This window comes from Acidovorax sp. 22279 (genome assembly GCF_052045435.1).
In the GTDB taxonomy this organism is placed as follows: Bacteria; Pseudomonadota; Gammaproteobacteria; order Burkholderiales; family Burkholderiaceae_C; genus Acidovorax; species Acidovorax delafieldii.
Map to the genome: position 1 here is coordinate 304,990 of NZ_JBQEOV010000004.1, position 19,581 is coordinate 324,570.

19 protein-coding genes are annotated in these 19,581 nt (G+C 66.0%); 8 read left to right on the forward strand and 11 right to left on the reverse strand.

What is annotated here, in order from left to right; genetic code table 11:
- Window positions 1-16 precede the first annotated feature (16 nt).
- Window positions 17-1,924 carry a GspE/PulE family protein gene (locus tag ACTJKQ_RS07690; RefSeq protein WP_440596502.1) on the reverse strand — a complete coding sequence of 636 codons (1,908 nt, stop codon included), beginning with the start codon at window positions 1,922-1,924 and terminating at the stop codon, window positions 17-19.
- Window positions 1,925-1,950: 26 nt separating this feature from the next.
- Entirely contained in the window at window positions 1,951-2,754 is an 804-nt protein-coding gene (locus tag ACTJKQ_RS07695) for an exodeoxyribonuclease III (protein ID WP_056057754.1), read from the reverse strand.
- A 10-nt stretch (window positions 2,755-2,764) separates the two neighbouring features.
- Here ACTJKQ_RS07695 and pyrE point away from each other — a divergent pair, with 10 nt between their 5' ends.
- Window positions 2,765-3,463, forward strand: a complete 699-nt coding sequence (pyrE, locus tag ACTJKQ_RS07700) for an orotate phosphoribosyltransferase (protein WP_440596503.1) — start codon at window positions 2,765-2,767, stop codon at window positions 3,461-3,463.
- A gap of 26 nt (window positions 3,464-3,489) precedes the next feature.
- Window positions 3,490-4,167, forward strand: coding sequence for a DUF4124 domain-containing protein (locus ACTJKQ_RS07705; RefSeq protein ID WP_056057449.1), 678 nt, complete (start codon window positions 3,490-3,492; stop codon window positions 4,165-4,167).
- A gap of 123 nt (window positions 4,168-4,290) precedes the next feature.
- On the opposite strand, the gene gatB is transcribed toward ACTJKQ_RS07705, so the two are convergent.
- From gatB to gatC, 3 genes are read right to left on the reverse strand one after another with little or no spacing between them, the layout of a single operon-like run.
- Window positions 4,291-5,739 carry an Asp-tRNA(Asn)/Glu-tRNA(Gln) amidotransferase subunit GatB gene (gene gatB / locus ACTJKQ_RS07710; protein WP_440596504.1) on the reverse strand — a complete coding sequence of 483 codons (1,449 nt, stop codon included), beginning with the start codon at window positions 5,737-5,739 and terminating at the stop codon, window positions 4,291-4,293.
- A 1-nt stretch (window position 5,740) separates the two neighbouring features.
- Complete coding sequence (gene gatA / locus ACTJKQ_RS07715) at window positions 5,741-7,234, reverse strand: Asp-tRNA(Asn)/Glu-tRNA(Gln) amidotransferase subunit GatA (protein ID WP_440596505.1); 1,494 nt, start codon at window positions 7,232-7,234, stop codon at window positions 5,741-5,743.
- A gap of 12 nt (window positions 7,235-7,246) precedes the next feature.
- Window positions 7,247-7,546: an Asp-tRNA(Asn)/Glu-tRNA(Gln) amidotransferase subunit GatC gene (gene gatC / locus ACTJKQ_RS07720; RefSeq protein ID WP_440596506.1), complete on the reverse strand. Its 300-nt coding sequence runs from the start codon at window positions 7,544-7,546 to the stop codon at window positions 7,247-7,249.
- Window positions 7,547-7,753: 207 nt separating this feature from the next.
- Here gatC and ACTJKQ_RS07725 point away from each other — a divergent pair, with 207 nt between their 5' ends.
- The 4 genes from ACTJKQ_RS07725 (at window position 7,754) to mrdA (ending at window position 12,537) form a co-directional block, all read left to right on the forward strand.
- Complete coding sequence (locus ACTJKQ_RS07725) at window positions 7,754-8,797, forward strand: rod shape-determining protein (RefSeq protein WP_008907364.1); 1,044 nt, start codon at window positions 7,754-7,756, stop codon at window positions 8,795-8,797.
- Between the two features lie 132 nt (window positions 8,798-8,929).
- Entirely contained in the window at window positions 8,930-9,853 is a 924-nt protein-coding gene (gene mreC, locus ACTJKQ_RS07730) for a rod shape-determining protein MreC (RefSeq protein WP_056742141.1), read from the forward strand.
- A 43-nt stretch (window positions 9,854-9,896) separates the two neighbouring features.
- On the forward strand, window positions 9,897-10,415 hold the full coding sequence (mreD, locus tag ACTJKQ_RS07735; RefSeq protein ID WP_056057460.1) for a rod shape-determining protein MreD: 519 nt from the start codon (window positions 9,897-9,899) through the stop codon (window positions 10,413-10,415).
- A gap of 181 nt (window positions 10,416-10,596) precedes the next feature.
- Window positions 10,597-12,537 (forward strand): penicillin-binding protein 2, encoded by a 1,941-nt coding sequence (gene mrdA / locus ACTJKQ_RS07740; protein WP_440596507.1) that lies wholly within the window; start codon window positions 10,597-10,599, stop codon window positions 12,535-12,537.
- Window positions 12,538-12,622: 85 nt separating this feature from the next.
- Here mrdA and ACTJKQ_RS07745 read toward each other — a convergent pair whose 3' ends face one another.
- From ACTJKQ_RS07745 to ACTJKQ_RS07765, 5 genes are all read right to left on the reverse strand, one after another.
- Window positions 12,623-13,510 (reverse strand): DMT family transporter, encoded by an 888-nt coding sequence (locus tag ACTJKQ_RS07745; RefSeq protein ID WP_440596508.1) that lies wholly within the window; start codon window positions 13,508-13,510, stop codon window positions 12,623-12,625.
- 96 nt (window positions 13,511-13,606) lie between these two features.
- Window positions 13,607-14,359, reverse strand: coding sequence for an amino acid ABC transporter ATP-binding protein (locus ACTJKQ_RS07750; RefSeq protein WP_099731500.1), 753 nt, complete (start codon window positions 14,357-14,359; stop codon window positions 13,607-13,609).
- Entirely contained in the window at window positions 14,356-15,138 is a 783-nt protein-coding gene (locus tag ACTJKQ_RS07755; protein ID WP_056057473.1) for an amino acid ABC transporter permease, read from the reverse strand. Before ACTJKQ_RS07755 ends, ACTJKQ_RS07750 begins: the two co-directional genes overlap by 4 nt.
- Window positions 15,139-15,265: 127 nt before the next feature.
- Window positions 15,266-16,030, reverse strand: coding sequence for an ABC transporter substrate-binding protein (locus ACTJKQ_RS07760; protein ID WP_056057476.1), 765 nt, complete (start codon window positions 16,028-16,030; stop codon window positions 15,266-15,268).
- Window positions 16,031-16,291: 261 nt separating this feature from the next.
- Complete coding sequence (locus ACTJKQ_RS07765) at window positions 16,292-17,050, reverse strand: sulfite exporter TauE/SafE family protein (RefSeq protein WP_056742136.1); 759 nt, start codon at window positions 17,048-17,050, stop codon at window positions 16,292-16,294.
- 352 nt (window positions 17,051-17,402) lie between these two features.
- On the opposite strand from ACTJKQ_RS07765, the gene ACTJKQ_RS07770 reads away from it, so the two are divergent.
- Window positions 17,403-18,755, forward strand: coding sequence for an ammonium transporter (locus tag ACTJKQ_RS07770; RefSeq protein ID WP_099731499.1), 1,353 nt, complete (start codon window positions 17,403-17,405; stop codon window positions 18,753-18,755).
- Window positions 18,756-18,862: 107 nt separating this feature from the next.
- A complete protein-coding gene (locus ACTJKQ_RS07775; protein ID WP_056742135.1) occupies window positions 18,863-19,192 on the forward strand; it encodes a hypothetical protein in 330 nt (109 codons plus the stop codon).
- A gap of 36 nt (window positions 19,193-19,228) precedes the next feature.
- On the opposite strand, the gene ACTJKQ_RS07780 is transcribed toward ACTJKQ_RS07775, so the two are convergent.
- Window positions 19,229-19,579, reverse strand: a complete 351-nt coding sequence (locus tag ACTJKQ_RS07780) for an antibiotic biosynthesis monooxygenase family protein (RefSeq protein ID WP_056057483.1) — start codon at window positions 19,577-19,579, stop codon at window positions 19,229-19,231.
- Window positions 19,580-19,581 lie beyond the last annotated feature (2 nt).

The following is a 19,581-nucleotide window of genomic DNA, read 5'->3' on the forward strand; positions in this document are numbered from 1 at the left end:
CTGTTGGGGCTGAAGGCTACAGATTGGTCGCCGCCACCACTTCGCTCATGTCGGTCAGGCCCTGCAACACCTTTTCGATGCCGTCCTGGCGCAGGGTGAGCATGCCGGCGGTGAGCGCAGAGTGCCGGATGTCCGAAGCCGGGGCCCGGTGGCGGATGTGCTGGCGAATGGCTTCGTCACTCATCATCAGCTCGTGGATGCCCAGGCGACCGTGGTAGCCGTGGCCTTCGCATTTGGCGCACCCCACGGGGCGCCACATCCGCAGCTCGCCCTGGGCGCCGCCGTATTGCTGGCGCCAGCGTCCGATCTGCGCCTGGCGCGCCTCGGCGGTGTTGTGGGTGCCACTCTCCAGGTACTGCGACGCCAGACCCGCCAGCATGTCGTCGTCGGCCACACGCGGCTCGCGGCAGGCGGTGCACAGGCGCCGCACCAGGCGCTGCGCCAGGATGGCCAGCAGCGAGTCCGAGAAGTTGAAGGGGTCGAGGCCAATTTCGAGCAGGCGCGCAATGCTCTCGGGCGCGGAGTTGGTGTGCAGGGTGGAGAGCACCAGGTGCCCGGTGAGCGAGGCCTCGATGGCGATGCGCGCCGTCTCCTCGTCGCGCATCTCGCCGATCATGATCACGTCCGGATCAGCGCGCAAAAAGGTTCGCATGGCGGCGGCAAAGGTCCAGCCGATGCGTGGGTTCACCTGCACCTGGCGCAGGCCCTCCTGCGTGATCTCGATGGGGTCTTCGGCCGTCCAGATCTTGCGGCCTGCGGTGTTGATGTCGCGCACCACCGAGTGCAGCGTGGTCGTCTTGCCGCAGCCCGTGGGGCCACACACCAGCACCAGGCCATAGCTTTTTTGCACCACCGCACGCAGCGCCAGCAGGTTGGGCTGGCTCAGGCCGATGTTCTCCAGCGGCAGGGGCTTGGCGCCTGCCAGCAGGCGCAGCACCACGTCCTCCAGTCCGCGCGAGGTGGGCACCGTGACCACCCGCAGCTCCACCGGCGGGCCGCCAAAGCGGGCAAAGTCGATCTTGCCGTCCTGCGGTTTGCGGTGCTCCGAGATGTCCATGCTGGCCATGATCTTGATGCGTGCCACCATCGCAAAGCGGTAGCGCGCGGGCAGCTCCAGGTAAGGCACCAGGTCGCCATCGATGCGCAGGCGCACGCGCACGTTGTGCGGGGCGGGCTCGGTCTCGATGTGGATGTCCGACGCACGGTGGCTGATGGCTTCGTCAATCACCGAGTTGATGAGCCGCACCAGGGTGTTATCCGACTCGCTGATCACGTCGGCCTGCTCGGTGTCTGCGTCTGGCGACGCAGTGGCCAGGTTGGTCAGCAACTCCTGCGAGGTGGCGCGTGCGCCGGCTGCCGCGCCGCCCGCGTCGGCAGGGCGGGTGCGGTAGGCCTTGTGGATGGCGGGCATCAGCGTGCCGGGCGCTGCGCGCAGCGGGATCAGCCGCCGCTGGGTCAGAAAGCGGATCTCGTCGATCAGCACGCGGTCCCAGGGGTCCGCCATCAGCAGCACCAGCGCGTCCTCGCGTGCGATCAGGGGCAGCACGGATTCGCGCTCGGCCACGGCACGGGGGATGAGTGCCAGGGCCGGCGCTTCCGGCGTGATGTCGCCGGGGTGCACGGTGTATTCACCCAGCCAGGTGGCAATCACGCTGCGCAACTGGTCCTGGGTGAGTGCCCCCCGGTCCACCAGGATCTGGCCGATGGGCCGCTGCACGCCATTGCCGCGCTCCTCCTGCTGCGCCTGCAGGCCTTCTGCCAGGTCCGGCGTGGACAGCAGCCCCGCGTGGACCAGAGCCTCGCCCAGGTGCCGGGCCTTGCCCACCGTGGGGTGGGGGGTGGAGATCTGACGCCACAGCGCCTCGGCGCTCTGGGGGCGGAAACTGTGGGCGGGAGGCTGGGCAGAGGTGCTGGCGTCGGTCATCGGGGGCAGAGGGGCTGGGGCAGGGCTCAGAGGGTCAGTGCGTAGTCCACCGTGATGGGTGCGTGGTCCGAGAACTTTTCGCCCTTGTAGATATGTTCAGCACGCGCCAGCGCCGCGATCGCAGGGGTGGCCAGGTGATAGTCCAGCCGCCAACCCACGTTGTTGGCATAGGCCTGGCCGCGGTTGCTCCACCAGGTGTAGGCGGTGTCGGTGGCGGTAGGTTGTAACTGACGGTAAACGTCTATGATGCCGCCGCCTTCATCAGTTGTGTGCAACAACTTTGTCATCCAGGCGCGTTCTTCGGGCAAAAAACCACTGTTCTTCTGGTTGCTGCGCCAGTTTTTGAGGTCGATTTGCTGGTGCGCAATGTTGATGTCGCCACACAGGATGAAGTCGCGCTCTGCCTTCAGGCGCATGAGGTGGGGGTGGAACTCCGCCAGAAAGCGGAATTTGGCCTGCTGCCGCTCTTCGCCCGACGAGCCGCTGGGAAAGTACGCACTGATGATCGACAGCTTGCGGGCGGGCGTGTCAAAACGCAGCTCGACGTATCGGCCTTCTGCATCGAACTCGGTCGATCCATAGCCAATGACTACATCCGACGGCACGTGCCGCGTGTAGATGCCGACGCCCGAATAGCCCTTTTTCTGGGCAAAGTGGAAGTGCCCCTGCAGGTCGGCCAGGCGCTCGAAGCGGTTGGCCATGTCGGCGGCCTGGGCCTTGACTTCCTGCACACAAATACAATCCGGCCGCGTGGCTGCCATCCAGCTTTCCACGCCTTTGCTGGTGGCCGAGCGGATGCCATTGAGATTGAGGCTGGTTAACTTGAACAAGGATTTCCCCATGGTGGATGTTGGCGTGCAAACCCCCGAACAGGGCCTGCTGGCGCAGGATTTCGTCCGTTTTGCCGTCGAGTCGGGCGTGCTGCGGTTTGGCGAATTCAAGACCAAGGCCGGGCGCCTGAGCCCCTATTTTTTCAACGCCGGACTGTTTGACGACGGCCGCAAGATCGGCCGGCTCGCGGAATTCTATGCAAAAGCCCTGCTGGCCAGCGGCATCGAATTCGACATGGTGTTTGGCCCCGCGTACAAAGGCATTCCGCTGGCTGCCACCGTGGCGGTGGAGCTGGCGCGCCTGGGCCGCAACGTGCCCTTTGCCTACAACCGCAAGGAGGCCAAGGACCACGGCGAAGGTGGGACCCTGGTGGGCGCGCCTCTCAAGGGCCGGGTGCTCATCGTGGACGATGTGATGTCGGCCGGCACGGCCGCCCGCGAGTCCATCGCCATCATCCGCGCCGCCGGCGCCACGCCCCACGCAGTGGCCATTGCGCTGGACCGCCAGGAGAAAGCCACCGAGAATGGCCAGGACGTGGACCACAGCGCGGTGCAGTACGTGCGCAACCAACTGGGCATGCAGGTGTGTGCCATTTCACGGCTGGCAGACTTATTGCTCTTTCTTGAGAAAAATGGGGAAGAGGGGATGCGTTCCCACCACGAAAAGGTGCTGGCCTACCGCCAGCGTTACGGCGTCAACGAGGGGTAGATGGTTTGAGCAAATCGGCGTGGATCATGGGCGGGGTTCTGTTGGCCACCCTGGGCGCTGATTGGGCGCGGGCGCAAGCCCCCGGGACATCCGGCGGCATCTACACCTGCGTGGACCGCAATGGCCGGCGCCTGACGGCCGACCGTCCGATCGCTGAATGCCTGGACCGCGAGCAGCGGGAACTCGGGCCCTCGGGCATCGTGCGGCGGCAAATTGGCCCCTCGCTGACCGAGCAGGAACGCGCCGCGCAAGAGGCGCAGCGCCGCAAGGAGGCCGAAGCCCGTGCCCGCGAGCTGGAAGAACGCCGCCGCGAGCGCGCGCTGACGGCCCGATATCCCGACAAGGCCACGCACGATGTGGAGCGCGCTGCGGCCATTCAGCTCGTCGACGACGTGACCGCCACCGCCGAAAAGCGCCTGGTCGAACTGGCCCAGCAGCGCAAAGCCTTCGATGTGGAGATGGAGTTCTACAAGAAGGACCCCAACAAAGCCCCCATGGCGCTGCGCCGCAAGATTGCCGAGAACGAAGACAGCATTGCCGAGCAGCAGCGCTTCATTGCCGGGCAGGACCAGGAAAAGCGCCGCGTGCACCAGCGCTTTGACGTGGAGCTGGCCCAGCTGCGCAAACTGTGGGATGCGCAGCGCATGCCGCTGCCGGGCACAACGCCTGCCAGCGACGCCTCCGCTCCAGCCGCCACGCGGTGAGGCCCGCGCGGGGGGCACTTCACCTGCCATTGGCCTGCGATGTCCGCCACCCCATTGAGTAGATCCAAACAACAAAGGGCCTCGCGGCCCTTTGTTGTTGGTGTCGCAGCCGCTACGCCTGCGTCAGCCTGCCAGCTTGGCGCGCAGCAACTCGTTGACCTGCGTCGGGTTGGCCTTGCCTTTGCTGGCTTTCATGATTTGGCCCACCAGCGCATTGAAGGCCTTGTCCTTCCCCGCGCGGAACTGGGCCACGTTGTCGGGGTTGGCGGCAATCACCTCGTCGATGATCTTCTCCAGCGCACCGGAGTCGTTCATCTGCTTGAGGCCCTTGGATTCGATGACGGCGTCCACGTCGCTCGACTCCCCGGTCCACAGCGCATCAAACACCTGCTTGGCGGCGTTGTTGGAGATGGTGCCGTCGGCAATGCGGCCGATCAATGCGGCCAGCTGCGCTGCAGTCACGGGAGCCTGCTCGATACCGGTCTCCGCCATGTTCAGGCGGCGCGACACCTCGCCCATGATCCAGTTGCTGGCCAACTTGGGCTGGCCGCAGGCTTTGGCCACGGCTTCGAAGTAAGCCGCCATGGCCTTGCTCTGCGTGAGCGTGGTGGCGTCGTACTCGGGCAGGCCATACTCCGCCACAAAGCGTGCCGCCATGGTGCGGGGCAATTCGGCCATCTGCGCCCGTTCTTCCTGCACCCACTGCTCTGAAATATGGAGCGGAGGCAGGTCTGGATCGGGGAAGTAGCGGTAGTCCGCAGCATCTTCCTTGGTGCGCATCGCACGCGTTTCGCCCGTGTCGGGGTCGAACAGCACGGTGGCCTGCTGGATCGCGTGGCCGTCTTCGATCTGCTCGATCTGCCAGCGGATCTCGTAGTCGATGGCCTGCTGCATGAACTTGAACGAGTTCAGGTTCTTGATCTCGCGGCGCGTGCCCAGCGGCTGGCCAGGCTTGCGTACGGACACGTTGGCATCGCAGCGGAAGCTGCCCTCCTGCATGTTGCCGTCGCAGATGCCGATCCAGGTGACGATCTTGTGCAGCTCCTTGGCATACGCGACGGCCTCTTCGGACGAGCGCATGTCGGGTTCGGTCACGATCTCCAGGAGCGGCGTGCCCGCGCGGTTCAGGTCGATACCACTCTGGCCGATGAAGTCTTCATGCAGCGATTTGCCTGCGTCTTCTTCGAGGTGGGCGCGCACCAGGCGCACGGTCTTCTTCTCGTCGCCCAAGAAGAACTCGACCTCGCCGCCCTGCACCACCGGGATCTCGAACTGGCTGATCTGGTAACCCTTGGGCAGGTCAGGGTAGAAGTAGTTCTTGCGCGCGAAAATGCTCACGGGCGCAATGTGGGAGCCGAGGGCCAGTCCCAATTTGATAGCGCAGGCCACGGCTTCGCGGTTCATCACCGGCAAGGTGCCGGGCAGGGCCAAGTCCACGGCGCACGCCTGGGTGTTGGGCTCGGCGCCAAAGGCGGTGGGAGCGCGGCTGAAGATCTTGCTCTGGGTTGCGAGCTGGGTGTGGGTTTCGAAGCCGATGACGACTTCGTAGCCATGGATCAGTTTGGCGGTCATGTCAGAAGCCCTCCGGACGGCGGAGGTGGAAGTCGGTGGCTTGCTGCAGGCGGTGCGCAGCGTTCAGAAGGCGGGCTTCCTGGAAGTAGTTGCCCAGCAGCTGCAGGCCCACGGGCATGCCCCCCTCGCCAAAACCGGCGGGCACGCTCATGCCGGGCAGGCCGGCCAGCGAGCCGGGCAGGGTGAAGATGTCGGCCAGGTAGTCGGCCAGCGGGTCGTTGCCGTGGTCGCCCAGCTTCCAGGCCACCGTGGGGGCCACTGGGCCGGCGATGACGTCACAGCTCTTGAACGCGTTCTGGAAGTCGTCGGCGATCATGCGGCGGATCTTCTGTGCCTGCAGGTAGTAGGCGTCGTAGTAGCCGTGGCTCAGCACGTACGCGCCAATCATGATGCGGCGCTTGACCTCGTCGCCAAAGCCTTCGGCGCGGGTCTTCTTGTACATGTCCACCAGGTCGGTGTAGTCCTTGGCGCGGTGGCCGAACTTCACGCCGTCAAAGCGGGAGAGGTTGGACGACGCCTCGGCCGGGGCAATGATGTAGTACACCGGGATGGACAGCTGCGTGCGCGGCAGGCTGATGGGCACGAGCTTGGCGCCGAGCTTTTCGTATTCCTTGAGGGCACCATCTACGGCGGCGCGCACATCGGGCGCCAGGCCTTCGCCAAAGAACTCGGCCGGGATGCCGATGCGCAGGCCATCGATGCTGTCGTTGAGCTTGGCGCTGAAACTCTCGGCGGGCACGTCCAGGCTGGTGGAGTCGCGGTCCGGGTCCGGGCCGCACATGGCGGACAGCAGCAACGCGCAGTCTTCGGCCGAGCGGGCCATGGGCCCCGCCTGATCGAGGCTGGAAGCGAACGCGATCATGCCGTAGCGGCTGGCGCGGCCATAGGTGGGCTTGATGCCGGTGATGCCGCAGAACGAGGCGGGCTGGCGGATGGAGCCGCCGGTGTCCGTGCCGGTCACGGCCGGGGCCAGGCGCGCGGCAACGGCCACAGCGCTGCCGCCGGACGAGCCGCCCGGGATGCGGTCCGTGGCCCAGGGGTTGCGCACCGGGGCGGGGGCGTCAAAGCCCACGGGGGCGACGGCGGAGTTCTCGTTGGCCGAGCCCATGGCGAACTCGTCGCAGTTGAGCTTGCCCAGCGTCACGGCGCCTGCGTCGGCCAGCTTGGTGACCACGGTGGAATCAAAGGGCGACTGGTAGCCCGCGAGCATCTTCGAGCCTGCGGTGCTGGGGAAACCTTTGGTGACAAAGATGTCCTTGTGCGCAATTGGCACGCCCGCCAGCGGGCCGGCGGTGCCTGCGGCAATGGCGGCGTCCTGGGCGCGGGCCTGGGCCAGGGTGATGTCCGGGTTCACGGCCACGTAGGCGCCCAGGCTTTGGTGGGCCTGCGCGCGGGCGAGGAAATGCTGGGCGGCCTCGACGGCCGAGACGCGGCGCTCGCGCAGCTCGGCGGCCAGCTGGGCGACGCCCAGGTCATGCAATGCGGTGGAAGTCATGCGGCGGGGCTCTTACTCGATCACTTTGGGCACGAGGAACAGGCCTCGTTCGACGGCGGGGGCGCTTTGCTGGTTGGCTTCGCGCTGGTTGGGCTCGCTGGCCACGTCCTCGCGCAGCCGCAGGGCCACGTCCTGGATAGCTGCGACGGGGTGGGCCAGGGGCGTGACGCCCGAGGTATCCACAGCCCGCATCTGTTCCACGATGTCAAAGAAGTCGTTGAGCTGAGTGAGCATGCGCTCACTTTCGGAGGGCGTCAGCTCAAGCCGCGCCAAGTTGGCAATGCGGCCGATGTCCTGGGGGGTCAGTGCCATAGGGAGGAGAATCTAGAGAAACCAGAAGTAAAGCTGTGATCCGGGCTGCGCCGGAGGGAGTTATTCACAGGGGATGGGGTATTATCCCGGCTTTGCCGCAAAGCTCCTGGAACGGGAGTCAATTGCGTGAAAAAAGCCCATAAACACCCCCCTGAATACCTGGCGATGGCAGGCCGACGCGCATGCCGTGCCCGAGAGGATTTTTGAATGTTCGGAGCTTTCCGTCGGTATTTCTCCACCGACCTGGCCATTGACCTTGGCACAGCCAACACCCTCATCTTCGCCCGCGACAAAGGCATCGTGCTCGACGAGCCCTCCGTTGTCGCCATCCGCCACGAAGGCGGGCCCCATGGCAAGAAAGTCATCCAGGCCGTAGGCCACGAGGCCAAGGCCATGCTGGGCAAGGTGCCCGGCAACATCGAAGCCATCCGCCCGATGAAGGACGGCGTGATCGCCGACTTCGTGATCACCGAGCAGATGATCAAGCAGTTCATCAAGATGGTGCACCCGCGCACGCTGTTCACCCCCAGCCCGCGCATCATCATCTGCGTGCCCTGCGGCTCCACCCAGGTCGAGCGCCGCGCCATCAAGGACGCGGCCGAGGCCGCAGGCGCCACGGCGGTCTACCTGATCGAAGAGCCCATGGCCGCCGGTATTGGCGCGGGCCTGCCCGTCTCGGAAGCCTCGGGCTCCATGGTCGTGGACATCGGTGGCGGCACCACCGAAGTGGGCGTGATCTCGCTGGGCGGCATGGTCTACAAGGGCAGTGTGCGCGTCGGTGGCGACAAGTTCGACGAAGCCATCATCAGCTACATCCGCCGCAACTACGGCATGCTGATCGGCGAGCCCACCGCCGAAGCCATCAAGAAGAACATCGGCTCGGCCTTCCCGGGCTCCGAAGTGCGCGAGATGGAAGTCAAGGGCCGCAACCTGTCCGAAGGCGTGCCACGCAGCTTCACCATTTCTTCTAACGAAGTGCTGGAAGCCCTGACCGACCCGCTGAACCAGATCGTCTCGGCCGTGAAGAACGCGCTGGAACAAACCCCCCCCGAGCTGGGCGCCGACATTGCCGACCGCGGCATGATGCTCACCGGCGGCGGCGCGCTGCTGCGCGACCTGGACCGTCTGCTGGCCGAAGAAACCGGCCTGCCCGTGCTGGTGGCCGAAGACCCGCTGACCTGCGTGGTGCGCGGTTGCGGCATCGCCCTGGAGCGCATGGACCGCCTGGGCAGCATTTTCACGAGCGAGTAAGTCGGCAGGCCTGTATGCTGCAGGCACTTTTTTTGCGCTCTGAATTGCATGACTGCACCTGCTCCAATGCTTGTTTCTGAGCACCCGCCCGTGGAGCCCGCTCCCCGCGGCAGATCCTGACCGCTGCGCACCATGCCCCTGGGTACTCTGGAGCGCAGCGCTCCCCCTTTCTTCAAACAGGGCCCTTCGGCCCTGTCGCGTTTGGCCGTGTTCAGTGCGCTGGCGCTGTTCCTCATGGTGGCCGACGCACGCTTCCAGATTACCGGCCCCTTCCGCCAGGCTGTGGCCACGGTGCTGTACCCGGTGCAGTGGCTCATGCTGCAGCCGGTGGAGTTCGCGAGTCACGGGCGCAGCTATTTCCAGTCGTTGCAAACCGCGCAAGAAGACCTGGATGCCGCCCGCAAGAAGATGACCGTGATGGGCCAGCGCGCCAACCAGGCCGACCAGCTGGCCATGGAAAATCAGCGGCTGCGCAAACTGCTGGAGCTGCGCGACCGGCTCCAGACCCCCGCACAGGCGGCCGAAGTAATCTACGACACCGCAGACCCCTACACGCGCCGTGTGGTGCTGGACCGGGGGCAGCTGGGCGGCGTGGAGCTGGGCGCTCCGGTGATGGACGAGGCCGGTGTGCTGGGCCAGGTCACCCGCGTGTTTCCGCTGGTCAGCGAAGTCACGCTGCTGGTGGACCGTGACCAGGCGATTCCGGTGCTGAACATCCGCACCGGCGTGCGCGGCGTGGCCTATGGCGACCCGGTGGCGGGCCATGGTGGTGGCATGGAGCTGCGCTTCATGCCCGCCAACGCCGACATCCGCGAAGACGACCTGCTGACCACCAGCGGCGTGGACGGCCTGTATGCGCCGGGCCTGCCCGTGGCGCGCGTGGTAAAGGTGGAGCGCCGTGCCGACTCCGCGTTTGCGCGCATCTACTGCGTGCCTTTGGCGCAGGTGCAGGGTGCGCGCCATGTGGTGGTGCTCAAGCCCCTGGCCGACAACGAATTGCCTCGCCCGGATGCGGCCCCCGCCGCGCCCGCGAACAAACGCGGGGGCCGCAAATGAGCCGCCGCCTTGCCCCGATGACCCCGACACAAGGAGGCCCGCGATGATCATGCCGCGGGGTGAGCCCCTGCTGATGCCGGTGAACCCGGTGTTCATCTGGGCCAGTCTGGCTGCGGGTCTGGCCATCAACATGCTGCCGCTGGGCCGCGTGGTGTGGATGCCTGATCTGCTGATGGTGCTGCTGGTGTTCTGGGGCGTGCACCAGCCGCTGCGCATTGGCATGGGGGCGGCCTTTGTGCTGGGCCTGTGCATGGACGTGAGCCAGTCTGCGCTGCTGGGCCAGCATGCGCTGTCCTACACCGTGCTGTCGTTCGGAGCCATCGCCATCCACCGCCGTTTGCTGTGGTTCAGTGTGCCGTCGCAAGCGCTGCAGGTGTTTCCGCTGTTTGCCGTTGCCCATGCCATCGAGCTGCTGCTGCGCATGGCGGCGGGCGGAATTTTCCCGGGGTTCTGGAGCTTTCTGGCCCCGTTCTTGGAGGCGCTGCTGTGGCCCCTGGCCAGTTGGGTGCTGCTGGCGCCCCAGCGCCGCCCGCCCGACAAAGACCAGAACCGGCCGTTGTGAACATGAGGCAACAACCCCCTGAGCGGCAGCGCTGCCTCCCCCCTCTCTCGCAGCGCTGCGCACTGCGGGAAGGGCTGCGACGCGCTCGCGGCGGGGCGACCCTTGCTCGGCGTCCCCTGGTCTGGGCCGCGCCAGTCACACAGGCAGCCAGCTTCTGGGCCGTGTTTTCAGGGGTGAGGCCATGACCGAGGTGCGCAGCAGCGAAGCCGACGCCTCGCGGTTCCGGGTGCGCGCCTTGGTGGTGGGCCTGGTGGTGATGGCGGCGTTCTGCCTGGTCGCGGCGCGCCTGGTGTACCTGCAGGTGGTGCGCCATGAGGACCTGGCAGCCCAGGCGGAGAGCAACCGCACGGCCGTGGTGCCCATCGTGCCCAACCGGGGGCTCATCCTGGACCGCAACGGCGTGGTGCTGGCCACCAACTATTCGGCCTACACGCTGGAGATCACGCCCTCGCGTGCCGGCGTGCTGGACGAGACCATCGATGCTCTGTCCAAGGTGGTGGACATCCAGGCGCGTGACCGCCGCCGCTTCAAGCGGCTCATGGAAGAGTCGCGCAACTTCGAATCCCTGCCCATCCGCACCCGCCTGACGGATCAGGAGGTGGCGCGTTTCACCGCCCAGCGCTACCGCTTTCCGGGTGTGGACATCAAGGCGCGGCTGTTTCGCAACTACCCGCTGGGCGACGTGGCCAGCCATGCGATTGGCTACATCGGGCGCATCAACCAGACCGAGAAGGCCCGTATCCAGGACTCGGAGGACGAGGCCAACTACCGGGGCACGGAGTACATCGGCAAGCTCGGCATCGAGCACAGTTTCGAGTCGGCCCTGCATGGCGCGACAGGTGTGGAGCAGATGGAAACCTCGGCGGGTGGCCGCGCCGTGCGCAAGCTTTCCAGCCACGCCGCCACCCCCGGCGACAGCGTGATGCTGTCCATCGACATCAAGCTGCAAAAACTCATCGAAGAGCTGTATGGCAGCCGCCGCGGAGCGCTGGTGGCGATCGACCCGCGCAATGGCGAGATCCTGGCGCTGGTGAGCAAGCCCACCTTCGACCCCAATCTGTTTGTCGAAGGCATTGACGCCGAAAACTGGGCCGCGCTCAATGAGTCCATCGACAAGCCGCTGCTCAACCGCGCCCTGCGCGGCACCTATCCGCCCGGCTCCACCTACAAGCCCTTCATGGCGTTGGCGGCGTTGCAGCTGAACAAGCGCTCGCCCAGCCTGGTGGTGAACGACCCCGGCTTCTACACCTTCGGCGGCCACACCTTCCGCAGCCACGAGGGCGGGCTGGGGGGCGTGGACATGCACCGTGCCATCCAGTTCTCCAGCAACACCTACTTTTATTCGCTGGCCGTGGACATGGGTGTGGATGCCATCCACGACTTCATGAAGCCGCTGGGTTTCGGCCAGTCCACGGGCATCGACCTCAACGGCGAAGTGCGGGGCACGCTGCCCAGCACCGAGTGGAAGCGCAACACCTACAAACGCGCCGACATGAAGCGCTGGTTCCCGGGCGAAACGGTGTCGCTGGGCATTGGGCAGGGCTACAACAATTTCACGATGCTGCAGCTGGCACTGGCCGAAGCCACGTTGGCCAACGGGGGCATCCGCTATCGCCCCCACATGGCCAAGGCGGTGAAGAATGCGGTCACCGGCGCCATCACCGAGATCGTGCAGCCCCCTGGCATCAACCTGGGCTACCAGGCCAAAAACGTGGAGCTGGTGCGCAATGCCCTGGTGGCGGTGAACAAGGGCGGCACGGGCACGCGGGTGTTCATGGGCGCGCCCTACACCTCGGCCGGCAAGACGGGCACCGCCCAGGCCGTGACCATGGGCCAGAACGTGAAGTACAACGCCAAGGCGCTGGAGGAGCACCAGCGCGATCACTCGCTGTTTGCGGCCTTTGCCCCGGCCGAGAACCCCACCATCGCCCTGGCCGCCATTGTGGAGAACGCAGGCTTTGGTGCTGCCCACGCCGCCCCGATTGCGCGGCGCGTGTTTGACTATTGGCTGCTGGGCGAATACCCCAGTGAAGAAGACATCGCCGCCGTGCAAAAGGGCCTGGCCAGTGCGCCCATGGGCAAGCCCCGCAAGGCCAGCGAGGTGCCGTTGGCCGCTCCTTGATTTGGCACTGGATTGCTCTGAAATTTATAGCTGTTGACGCAGTATCGACTATCGCTACAAGCTGTTTTTGCTTCAAAAGCGCCTGCTAGGCACCGGCGGCGCGCGGTGACGGCTGGAGCTGGCTGAACACCAGCGCTGCCACAATCAGCGCCGCCCCGCTCAGCCCGGCCCAGCCCAGCTGCTCGCCCAGCAACATCCACGCCGTGAGTGCGGCAAACACCGGCTCCAGCCCGAACACGATGGCGCTGCGCATGGCATCCACGCGCTGCTGGCCCCAGGCCTGCAGCGTCACCACCACCACGCTGGCCAGCAGGCCCAGGTACAGCAAGGCCAGCAAGGCGTCCACCGGCAGGTGGGCGGCCGAGTGCAGCCAGTCCATGTTGCCGCTTTGCACCAGCAACAGCGCAGTGGAGGCCAGTGCCATCACTGTGGCCTGTGCGGCGGCCATGCGGGTGGCACGCAGGGGCTGTGCGGCCGTGCGGCGCGCGCATTCCTCCAGCGCCAGGATGTACAGCGCATAGAACACGGTGCTGGCCAGCGTCAGCGTATCGCCCAGGTTCCAGGGCTCGTTCTCGTGGAACATCAGCGCCATGCCTGCCAGCGCCATCACGCAGGCGCCCCACAGGCGCCAGCCGTAGCGCCGCCCCAGCGCTGCCATCGCGATCAGCGGCACCACCAGCACGTTGAGCCCGGTGACAAAGGCATTGCGGTTGCTGCTGGTGCGTGCGAGGCCCTCGATCTGCAGCCAGAACGCCAGGAACAGCAGCAACCCCAGCGCGCAGCCCCAGCGCCGCTCGTGGCGCAGCATGCCGCGCCACAGCGGCGCCAGCACCAGCAGTGCGATCACAAACCGCAGCCAGATGATCTGCAGTGCGTCGAGGTGCGCCGAGAGTAGTTTCATCGCCGGGAAGGTGGTGCCCCACACCACGGTCACTGCCAGCAGGGCCATCAGGCCCCAGCGTTCAGTACGCATTGGAAGAATTCTCCAAACCAATAAGAACCTGTTCAAAGAAAAAGGGCCACCGGTTGCCCGGTGGCCTCTGCTTTGCAGAGTGTGCAGCGTGCCCGTTCAGTGGCTGACCTGACCCAGGAACGCGCGGATGCGGTCGTTGGCCGGGTTGCTGAAGAACTCCTGCGGCGGCGCATCGTGCGCGATGCGACCCTGGTCGAAGAACATCACCCGGTCGGCCACCTCGCGCGCAAAGCCCATTTCGTGGGTGACCACGATCATGGTCATGCCACCACGGGCCAGACCACGCATCACGTCCAGCACTTCCTTGACCATCTCGGGGTCCAGCGCCGAGGTGGGCTCGTCGAACAGCATCACCTTCGGAGCCATGGCCAGTGCGCGAGCAATGGCCACCCGCTGCTGCTGCCCGCCCGACAGCTGCCAGGGGTACTTGTGCGCATGGTCCTGCATGCCCACGCGGCGCAGCAGCTGCATGGCCTCGTCGTTGGCCTGGGTGCGCGGGGTGCGGCGAATGCGGCGGGGCGCCAGCGTCACGTTGTCCAGCACGCTCATGTGGCCGAACAGGTTGAACTGCTGAAACACCATGCCCACCTCGCAGCGCTGGCGCTGCAGGGTGGTGAGGTCGTCGCACACCTCCACGCCATCGATGGTGATGCGCCCGCTGTCGTGGGGCTCCAGGCGGTTGATGGCGCGCAACAGCGTGCTCTTGCCCGAGCCCGAGGCGCCAATGATCACCGTCACCTCGCCGGTGTGGAACACGGTGGACACGTCCTTGAGCACCTGGTGCGCGCCAAACGACTTGCACACGCGCTCGGCCACGATGTAGGGCTTGGGTGGAACGTTGGAGTTCATTGGTTGCGGCCCTCCACGTCAAAGCGGTACTCGACGGCGTTGGAGATCTGTGTGACCAGTGTGGTCAGCAGCAGGTAGGTGATGGCCACCGTGGTCAGCGTGGCGATGGGCTGGAACGTGGCCGACTGGATGCGGTTGCCCACGTTGGTCAGCTCCACCACGCCGATCGCGTAGGCCAGCGAAGAGTCCTTGAGCAGCGCCACAAAGTTGCTCACCAGCGGCGGCAATGAGATCTTGAACGCCTGCGGAAACACCACGTCCATGAACACATGCATGCGGCCCAGGCCCAGCGCCCGGGCGGCCTCGGTCTGCCCGCGTGGCACGGCCAGCAGGCCTGCGCGCAGCGCTTCGGCGTTGTAGGCGCCCACATTGAGTCCCAACGCCACGACGGCGGCGGCAAAGTCGGGCAGGTTCAGCCCTGGCACCAGCACCGGCAGCGCAAAGTACACAAACAGGATCTGCACCAAGAGCGGTGTGCCGCGAATGGCCCAGATGTACACGCCAGCAATCCAGCGCACGGGCGTCCAGCGGGCGGTGCGGGCCAGCGCCGCAGCTGTGCCCAGCACCAGGCCCACGGCACCGCTGACCAGCGTGAGCCACAGCGTGGTGCGCGCACCTTCAGAAAACGCCTGGGCATTGGGGCCGATGGGGTCAGGGAAGAACGACAGCAATTGGCCCAGCAACGAGAGGGCCAGCACCATCACCACCAGTGCAGCGACCAGCGTGGCATTGCTGCGCTGCTGTCGGGACCAGCTTTGTGGCCAAAGAGCGAGAAGCATGGATCAGACGACCAGAAGGTCTTGGTTGGAAATCGGACTGGGGCAGGGCGATCATGCGCCCGCCACCAGAAACGGCAAAGGGTGCGCAGCTGGCCCGAGCCCTCTGCGCACCCCATGTGCCATCACATCAGTTGCAGCGCACGTCTTCGTTGAAATACTTCTTGGAGACGGCGGCGTAGCTGCCATCGGCCAGCACTTCGGTGAACGCCTTGTTCCAGGCATCGGCCAGGCCGGTGTTGCCCTTGGCCATGGCGGGGGCGATGCGCTCGATGAACAGCATGTCGCCCAGCTTGAAGCCGGCTTTGGCGTTCTTGGCAGCGGCTTCCTTGGCCACGAACTTGTCGCTAACCCAGGCGTCCACGCGCTTGGAGATCAGGGCACGCTGGGCGTCGGTGTCTTGCGGGAAGTTCTTCACTTCCTTCACGCCGCTGACCTTCTTGACCTGCTCCAGGTAGCTGGTGCCGGTTTGCACGGCCACGACCTTGCCGGTCAGGTCCTTGGCGTTGCGGATCTTGTCGTCCATGGCCACGATGATGCCGCCCGAGCAGTAATGGGGATTGGCAAAGGTCACGGCCTTGGAGCGCTCGTCGGTCACACCGTGGGAGGCAATCACGGCGTCCCAGCGGTTCTGGCCCAGGCCGGTCAGCAGGGCGTCAAAGCCCAGGGTCTTCCATTCGAGCTTCAGGCCCATCTTCTTGACCACCAGCTCCGCCACTTCCACCTCAAAACCCGTCAGCTTGGTGCCTTCGAAATAGTTGAAGGGAGCGAACTGGCCCTCGGTGGCCACGATGATCTTGCCGTCCTTCTTGACTTCGTCCAGCGTGCGGGCCTGGACGGCGAGGGCAGCGCACAGCGCCACGGCGGTGACAACGGCAGACTTGAAAAATTGCATGACAGGTTCCTGTGGGGGTGGTTCAGGTACAAAAAATCCGGCCTGCGGGTAGGCAGGCCGGAGCGGGTGGATGCGGACATCGCCATTGGCGATGGGCCTCGTCATCAAACGGAAACGTGCGGAAATTATAGGACGCGCGTTCACATTCGGGCCATGCAGGGCAACCCCGATGACCTCGGGGCGCCCTGGTGGTAGGCCTTGCAGGGCGTTGCAAGTTGGGTGCCACCCTGGCAACCGACACCCGGTGCGTGAAGTGCAGGCCTACCGCAGAAAGGCGTCGTACCCCGTCTTCAGGATCAGGGTGCTCACCACCACGATGAAGATGCCCCGCACAAAGCCGGTGCCGTGCTTGAGCGCCATGTGGGTGCCGAGCAGGCTGCCCAGCACGTTGGCCACGGCCAGCGTCACCGCAAAGTGCCACCACACATGGCCCTTGGCGGCAAACAGCGCAATGGCGGCGACGTTGGTGGCGCAGTTGAGCAGCTTGGCCGACGCCGATGCATTCAGAAAGTCATAGCCCAGCAGCCGCACGAACAAAAAAACGAAGAAGCTGCCTGTGCCCGGGCCAAAGAACCCGTCATAAAAGCCGATGAGCACGCCAATCAGGCAGGCGGCGATCACCTCGGCCCTGCCCGCAAACCGGGGGGTGTGGTGCCGCCCCAGTTCCTTCTTGGCCAGGGTGTAGAGCAACACGCCCAGCAGCACCAGGGGCAGCAGCTTGCGCAGGAAGTCGGCCGACACCACGGTGACGGCCCAGGCGCCCACGAACGAGCCGGCAAAACCGGCGGCTGCAGCCGGCAGCATGGCCGACCAGCGAATCTGCACCTTGCGGCTGTATTGCCAGGTGGCCATGGCGGTGCCCCAGACCGAGGCCGCCTTGTTGGTGCCCAGCAGCGTGGCCGGGGGCGCCCCCGGAAAAGCTGCAAATAGCGCGGGCACCATCACCAGTCCACCGCCCCCCACGATCGCATCCACAAAGCCCGCGAGCAGCGAGGCCAGGGTCATCAAAATCCATTCCATCGCAGGATTGTCGCACCGGGCCTGCTATCGATTCAGGACCGCTCAGGATCGAGCGGGCAAGAAAAAGGCGCCGGGATCGCCAGCGCCTGAAAGGGTTCACACCTCGTTGGGTGTTTTGAATGTGGTTCTTGGTAGAAAGGTTGTCTCCTCGGGCCCCTCGCTTGGCACACCGAAGCGCGCTTTCGAGTGCAGTGACTGTAACGGCTGCACCCTGCTGGTGCATTGGGGGTTTCCCGCCCCCCGTTGTTGGGCGCCGGACGGCTTGTGGGGGCGCCCGGTGCCCCGATTCGGTGGCAACTGGCTGGCATGGCTCGTGCAATGCGCTTGTAACAAATTGCGAAATGGAGCGTGCATGCGTGCAGTCAACCACCGGGTGTTTGCGGTCGTGTCGTTGTGTCTGGGGCTGTGCACCTGCGCGCTGGCCCAGGGCGTGCCAGAGGCTCCTGCAGTCGCGGCGCCCCTCACGCGCCCCGCCCTGGTGGCCCAGGACACGGTGAATGCAGCCCATACCGGCTGGATGATGACTTCCACCGCACTGGTGCTGCTGATGACGCTGCCAGGCATTGCGCTGTTTTACGCAGGCATGGTGCGCAGGAAGAACGTGCTCAACACCATGGCCAGCGTGGTGGCCATTGCAGCGCTGGTCAGCCTGTTGTGGTTTGCGGCGGGGTATTCACTGGCCTTCACACCGGGCAGCGCCTGGCTTGGCGGCTGGGACCGTGCTGGCTTTGCCGGGCTCGACTTTCAGCTGGAGGCGGGCAAGCTGGCCGTGAGCCACATTGCGCCGCTGATCCCGGAGTCGGTGTACGCGATGTTCCAGCTCACCTTTGCCATCATCACGGCCGCGCTGCTGGTGGGCGCGTTTGTCGAGCGCATGCGGTTTTCGGCCATGCTCGTCTTCATCAGCCTGTGGACACTGGTGGTCTATGCGCCCGTGGCGCACTGGGTGTGGGAGCCGGGTGGCTGGCTGGCGCAGATGGGCGCGCTGGATTTTGCGGGCGGCTCGGTGGTGCACGTGAACGCGGGCGTGGCGGGGCTGGTGTGCGCCTGGTTTCTGGGCCGCCGCGCTGGGTATGGGCGCGAGCCGTTTGAACCCTACAACCTGGGGCTCACCATGGCGGGCGCGGGCATGCTGTGGGTGGGCTGGTTTGGCTTCAACGCGGGCTCTGCGGTCGCGGCCGATGGGCGTGCCGGGCTGGCCATGGCAGTGACGCACCTGGCCGCTGCGGCCGGTGCGCTGTCGTGGATGCTGGGTGAGTGGGTGGTGCGCGGGCGCCCGTCGCTGCTGGGGCTGTGCTCCGGCCTGGTGGCGGGGCTGGTGGCCATCACACCTGCCGCCGGTTTTGTCACGCTGCGCTCGGCCGTGGTGATTGGGCTGGTGGCCGGGCTGGCCTGCTACTGGGGCGCCACGGGGCTCAAGCGGCTGCTGCGGGTGGATGACTCGCTCGACGTATTTGGCGTGCATGGCGTTGGCGGCATCGTGGGGTCGCTGCTCACCGGTGTGCTGGCCAGCAAGACCGTGGGCGGGGTGGCGGGCAGCCTGCTGACCCAGGCCATCGGCGTGGGCGCCGTGGCGGCCTACAGCCTGGTGGTGACGGCCGCGCTGCTGTGGGTCATCAACTTTGCGATGGGCCTGCGGGTGGACGAACAGAGCGAACAGACGGGGCTGGACATTGCCCAGCACCGCGAGCGCCTGGGCGGCTGAATGAGCCCCGAGAGACCCGGCAGGCCTTCCCCGCTCCCGCATCGTTGTGCAACGCGGGCCAGCGGGTGCAGTCCGATGGATGACCCCAATGCATTAAGGAGCCGACCATGTCCGATTCCGACAAGCTGGCAATTGCCGCCCACCTGCATGTGCTGTTGCGGCGCAAAACGGGTCGCGTGACCGATACCGAATGGATGGCGGTCAACGCCGACTATGCGCAGGAGATCGTGCGGTTCGCGCGCCAGCGCGCTGTAGACGACAACGCGCCCGATCTGGCTGAGTGGGCCGACCGCCTGGAGCACGCCCTGCACGCCACTCCCCTTGCAGCGCCGCGCCGTCCGCTGCTGGACGTGGCGGCACAGGCTGTGCGCTCGCGCCCCGCACCGCCCCCCGAGCCCGCCCCCGAGGTGCCGCGCTATGTGGGCGGCATCCGCTGAACGCTGCAGCGACCTGGGCGCCAGGGCTTGCAAAGATCAGTGGGGCGCAGTGCCTTGCGTGAACAGCCCGGCCGTGGGCAGCAGCCCGGTCAGCTGGTTGTCGCCGTAGGTGCGCAGCACCTGCGCAATCACCACCTGGTAGCCGTTGAGCCACTGCGCCTGCGCGGCCTTGGCCTTCAGGTGCGCGGGGTGTTGCATCAGTGTTTGCAGCGCTTCCAGCGACTGCCAGTAGTACACGTTGGACACCAGGCCGTTGCCCGTGTCCGTCCAGGACTCCTCGCCCAGGTAGCCGTCGATGGAACGGGCGGCGGTGGCAATCGCCTCGTCCAGGCGGTGAAAGGCGTCGTCGAACTGTTTGGTCGCAAAGATGAAAGTGGAGGAGTACATCG

What these genes read in the sequence shown, in the direction of transcription:
- ACTJKQ_RS07690 (WP_440596502.1), bottom strand. Translation starts at nt 1,924, where the DNA reads ATGACCGACGCCAGCACCTCTGCCCAGCCTCCCGCCCACAGTTTCCGC.
- pyrE (WP_440596503.1), top strand. Translation starts at nt 2,765, where the DNA reads ATGGTGGATGTTGGCGTGCAAACCCCCGAACAGGGCCTGCTGGCGCAG.
- ACTJKQ_RS07705 (WP_056057449.1), top strand. Translation starts at nt 3,490, where the DNA reads ATGGGCGGGGTTCTGTTGGCCACCCTGGGCGCTGATTGGGCGCGGGCG.
- gatB (WP_440596504.1), bottom strand. Translation starts at nt 5,739, where the DNA reads ATGACCGCCAAACTGATCCATGGCTACGAAGTCGTCATCGGCTTCGAA.
- gatA (WP_440596505.1), bottom strand. Translation starts at nt 7,234, where the DNA reads ATGACTTCCACCGCATTGCATGACCTGGGCGTCGCCCAGCTGGCCGCC.
- gatC (WP_440596506.1), bottom strand. Translation starts at nt 7,546, where the DNA reads ATGGCACTGACCCCCCAGGACATCGGCCGCATTGCCAACTTGGCGCGG.
- ACTJKQ_RS07725 (WP_008907364.1), top strand. Translation starts at nt 7,754, where the DNA reads ATGTTCGGAGCTTTCCGTCGGTATTTCTCCACCGACCTGGCCATTGAC.
- mreC (WP_056742141.1), top strand. Translation starts at nt 8,930, where the DNA reads ATGCCCCTGGGTACTCTGGAGCGCAGCGCTCCCCCTTTCTTCAAACAG.
- mreD (WP_056057460.1), top strand. Translation starts at nt 9,897, where the DNA reads ATGATCATGCCGCGGGGTGAGCCCCTGCTGATGCCGGTGAACCCGGTG.
- mrdA (WP_440596507.1), top strand. Translation starts at nt 10,597, where the DNA reads ATGACCGAGGTGCGCAGCAGCGAAGCCGACGCCTCGCGGTTCCGGGTG.
- ACTJKQ_RS07745 (WP_440596508.1), bottom strand. Translation starts at nt 13,510, where the DNA reads ATGCGTACTGAACGCTGGGGCCTGATGGCCCTGCTGGCAGTGACCGTG.
- ACTJKQ_RS07750 (WP_099731500.1), bottom strand. Translation starts at nt 14,359, where the DNA reads ATGAACTCCAACGTTCCACCCAAGCCCTACATCGTGGCCGAGCGCGTG.
- ACTJKQ_RS07755 (WP_056057473.1), bottom strand. Translation starts at nt 15,138, where the DNA reads ATGCTTCTCGCTCTTTGGCCACAAAGCTGGTCCCGACAGCAGCGCAGC.
- ACTJKQ_RS07760 (WP_056057476.1), bottom strand. Translation starts at nt 16,030, where the DNA reads ATGCAATTTTTCAAGTCTGCCGTTGTCACCGCCGTGGCGCTGTGCGCT.
- ACTJKQ_RS07765 (WP_056742136.1), bottom strand. Translation starts at nt 17,050, where the DNA reads ATGGAATGGATTTTGATGACCCTGGCCTCGCTGCTCGCGGGCTTTGTG.
- ACTJKQ_RS07770 (WP_099731499.1), top strand. Translation starts at nt 17,403, where the DNA reads ATGCGTGCAGTCAACCACCGGGTGTTTGCGGTCGTGTCGTTGTGTCTG.
- ACTJKQ_RS07775 (WP_056742135.1), top strand. Translation starts at nt 18,863, where the DNA reads ATGTCCGATTCCGACAAGCTGGCAATTGCCGCCCACCTGCATGTGCTG.
- ACTJKQ_RS07780 (WP_056057483.1), bottom strand. Translation starts at nt 19,579, where the DNA reads ATGTACTCCTCCACTTTCATCTTTGCGACCAAACAGTTCGACGACGCC.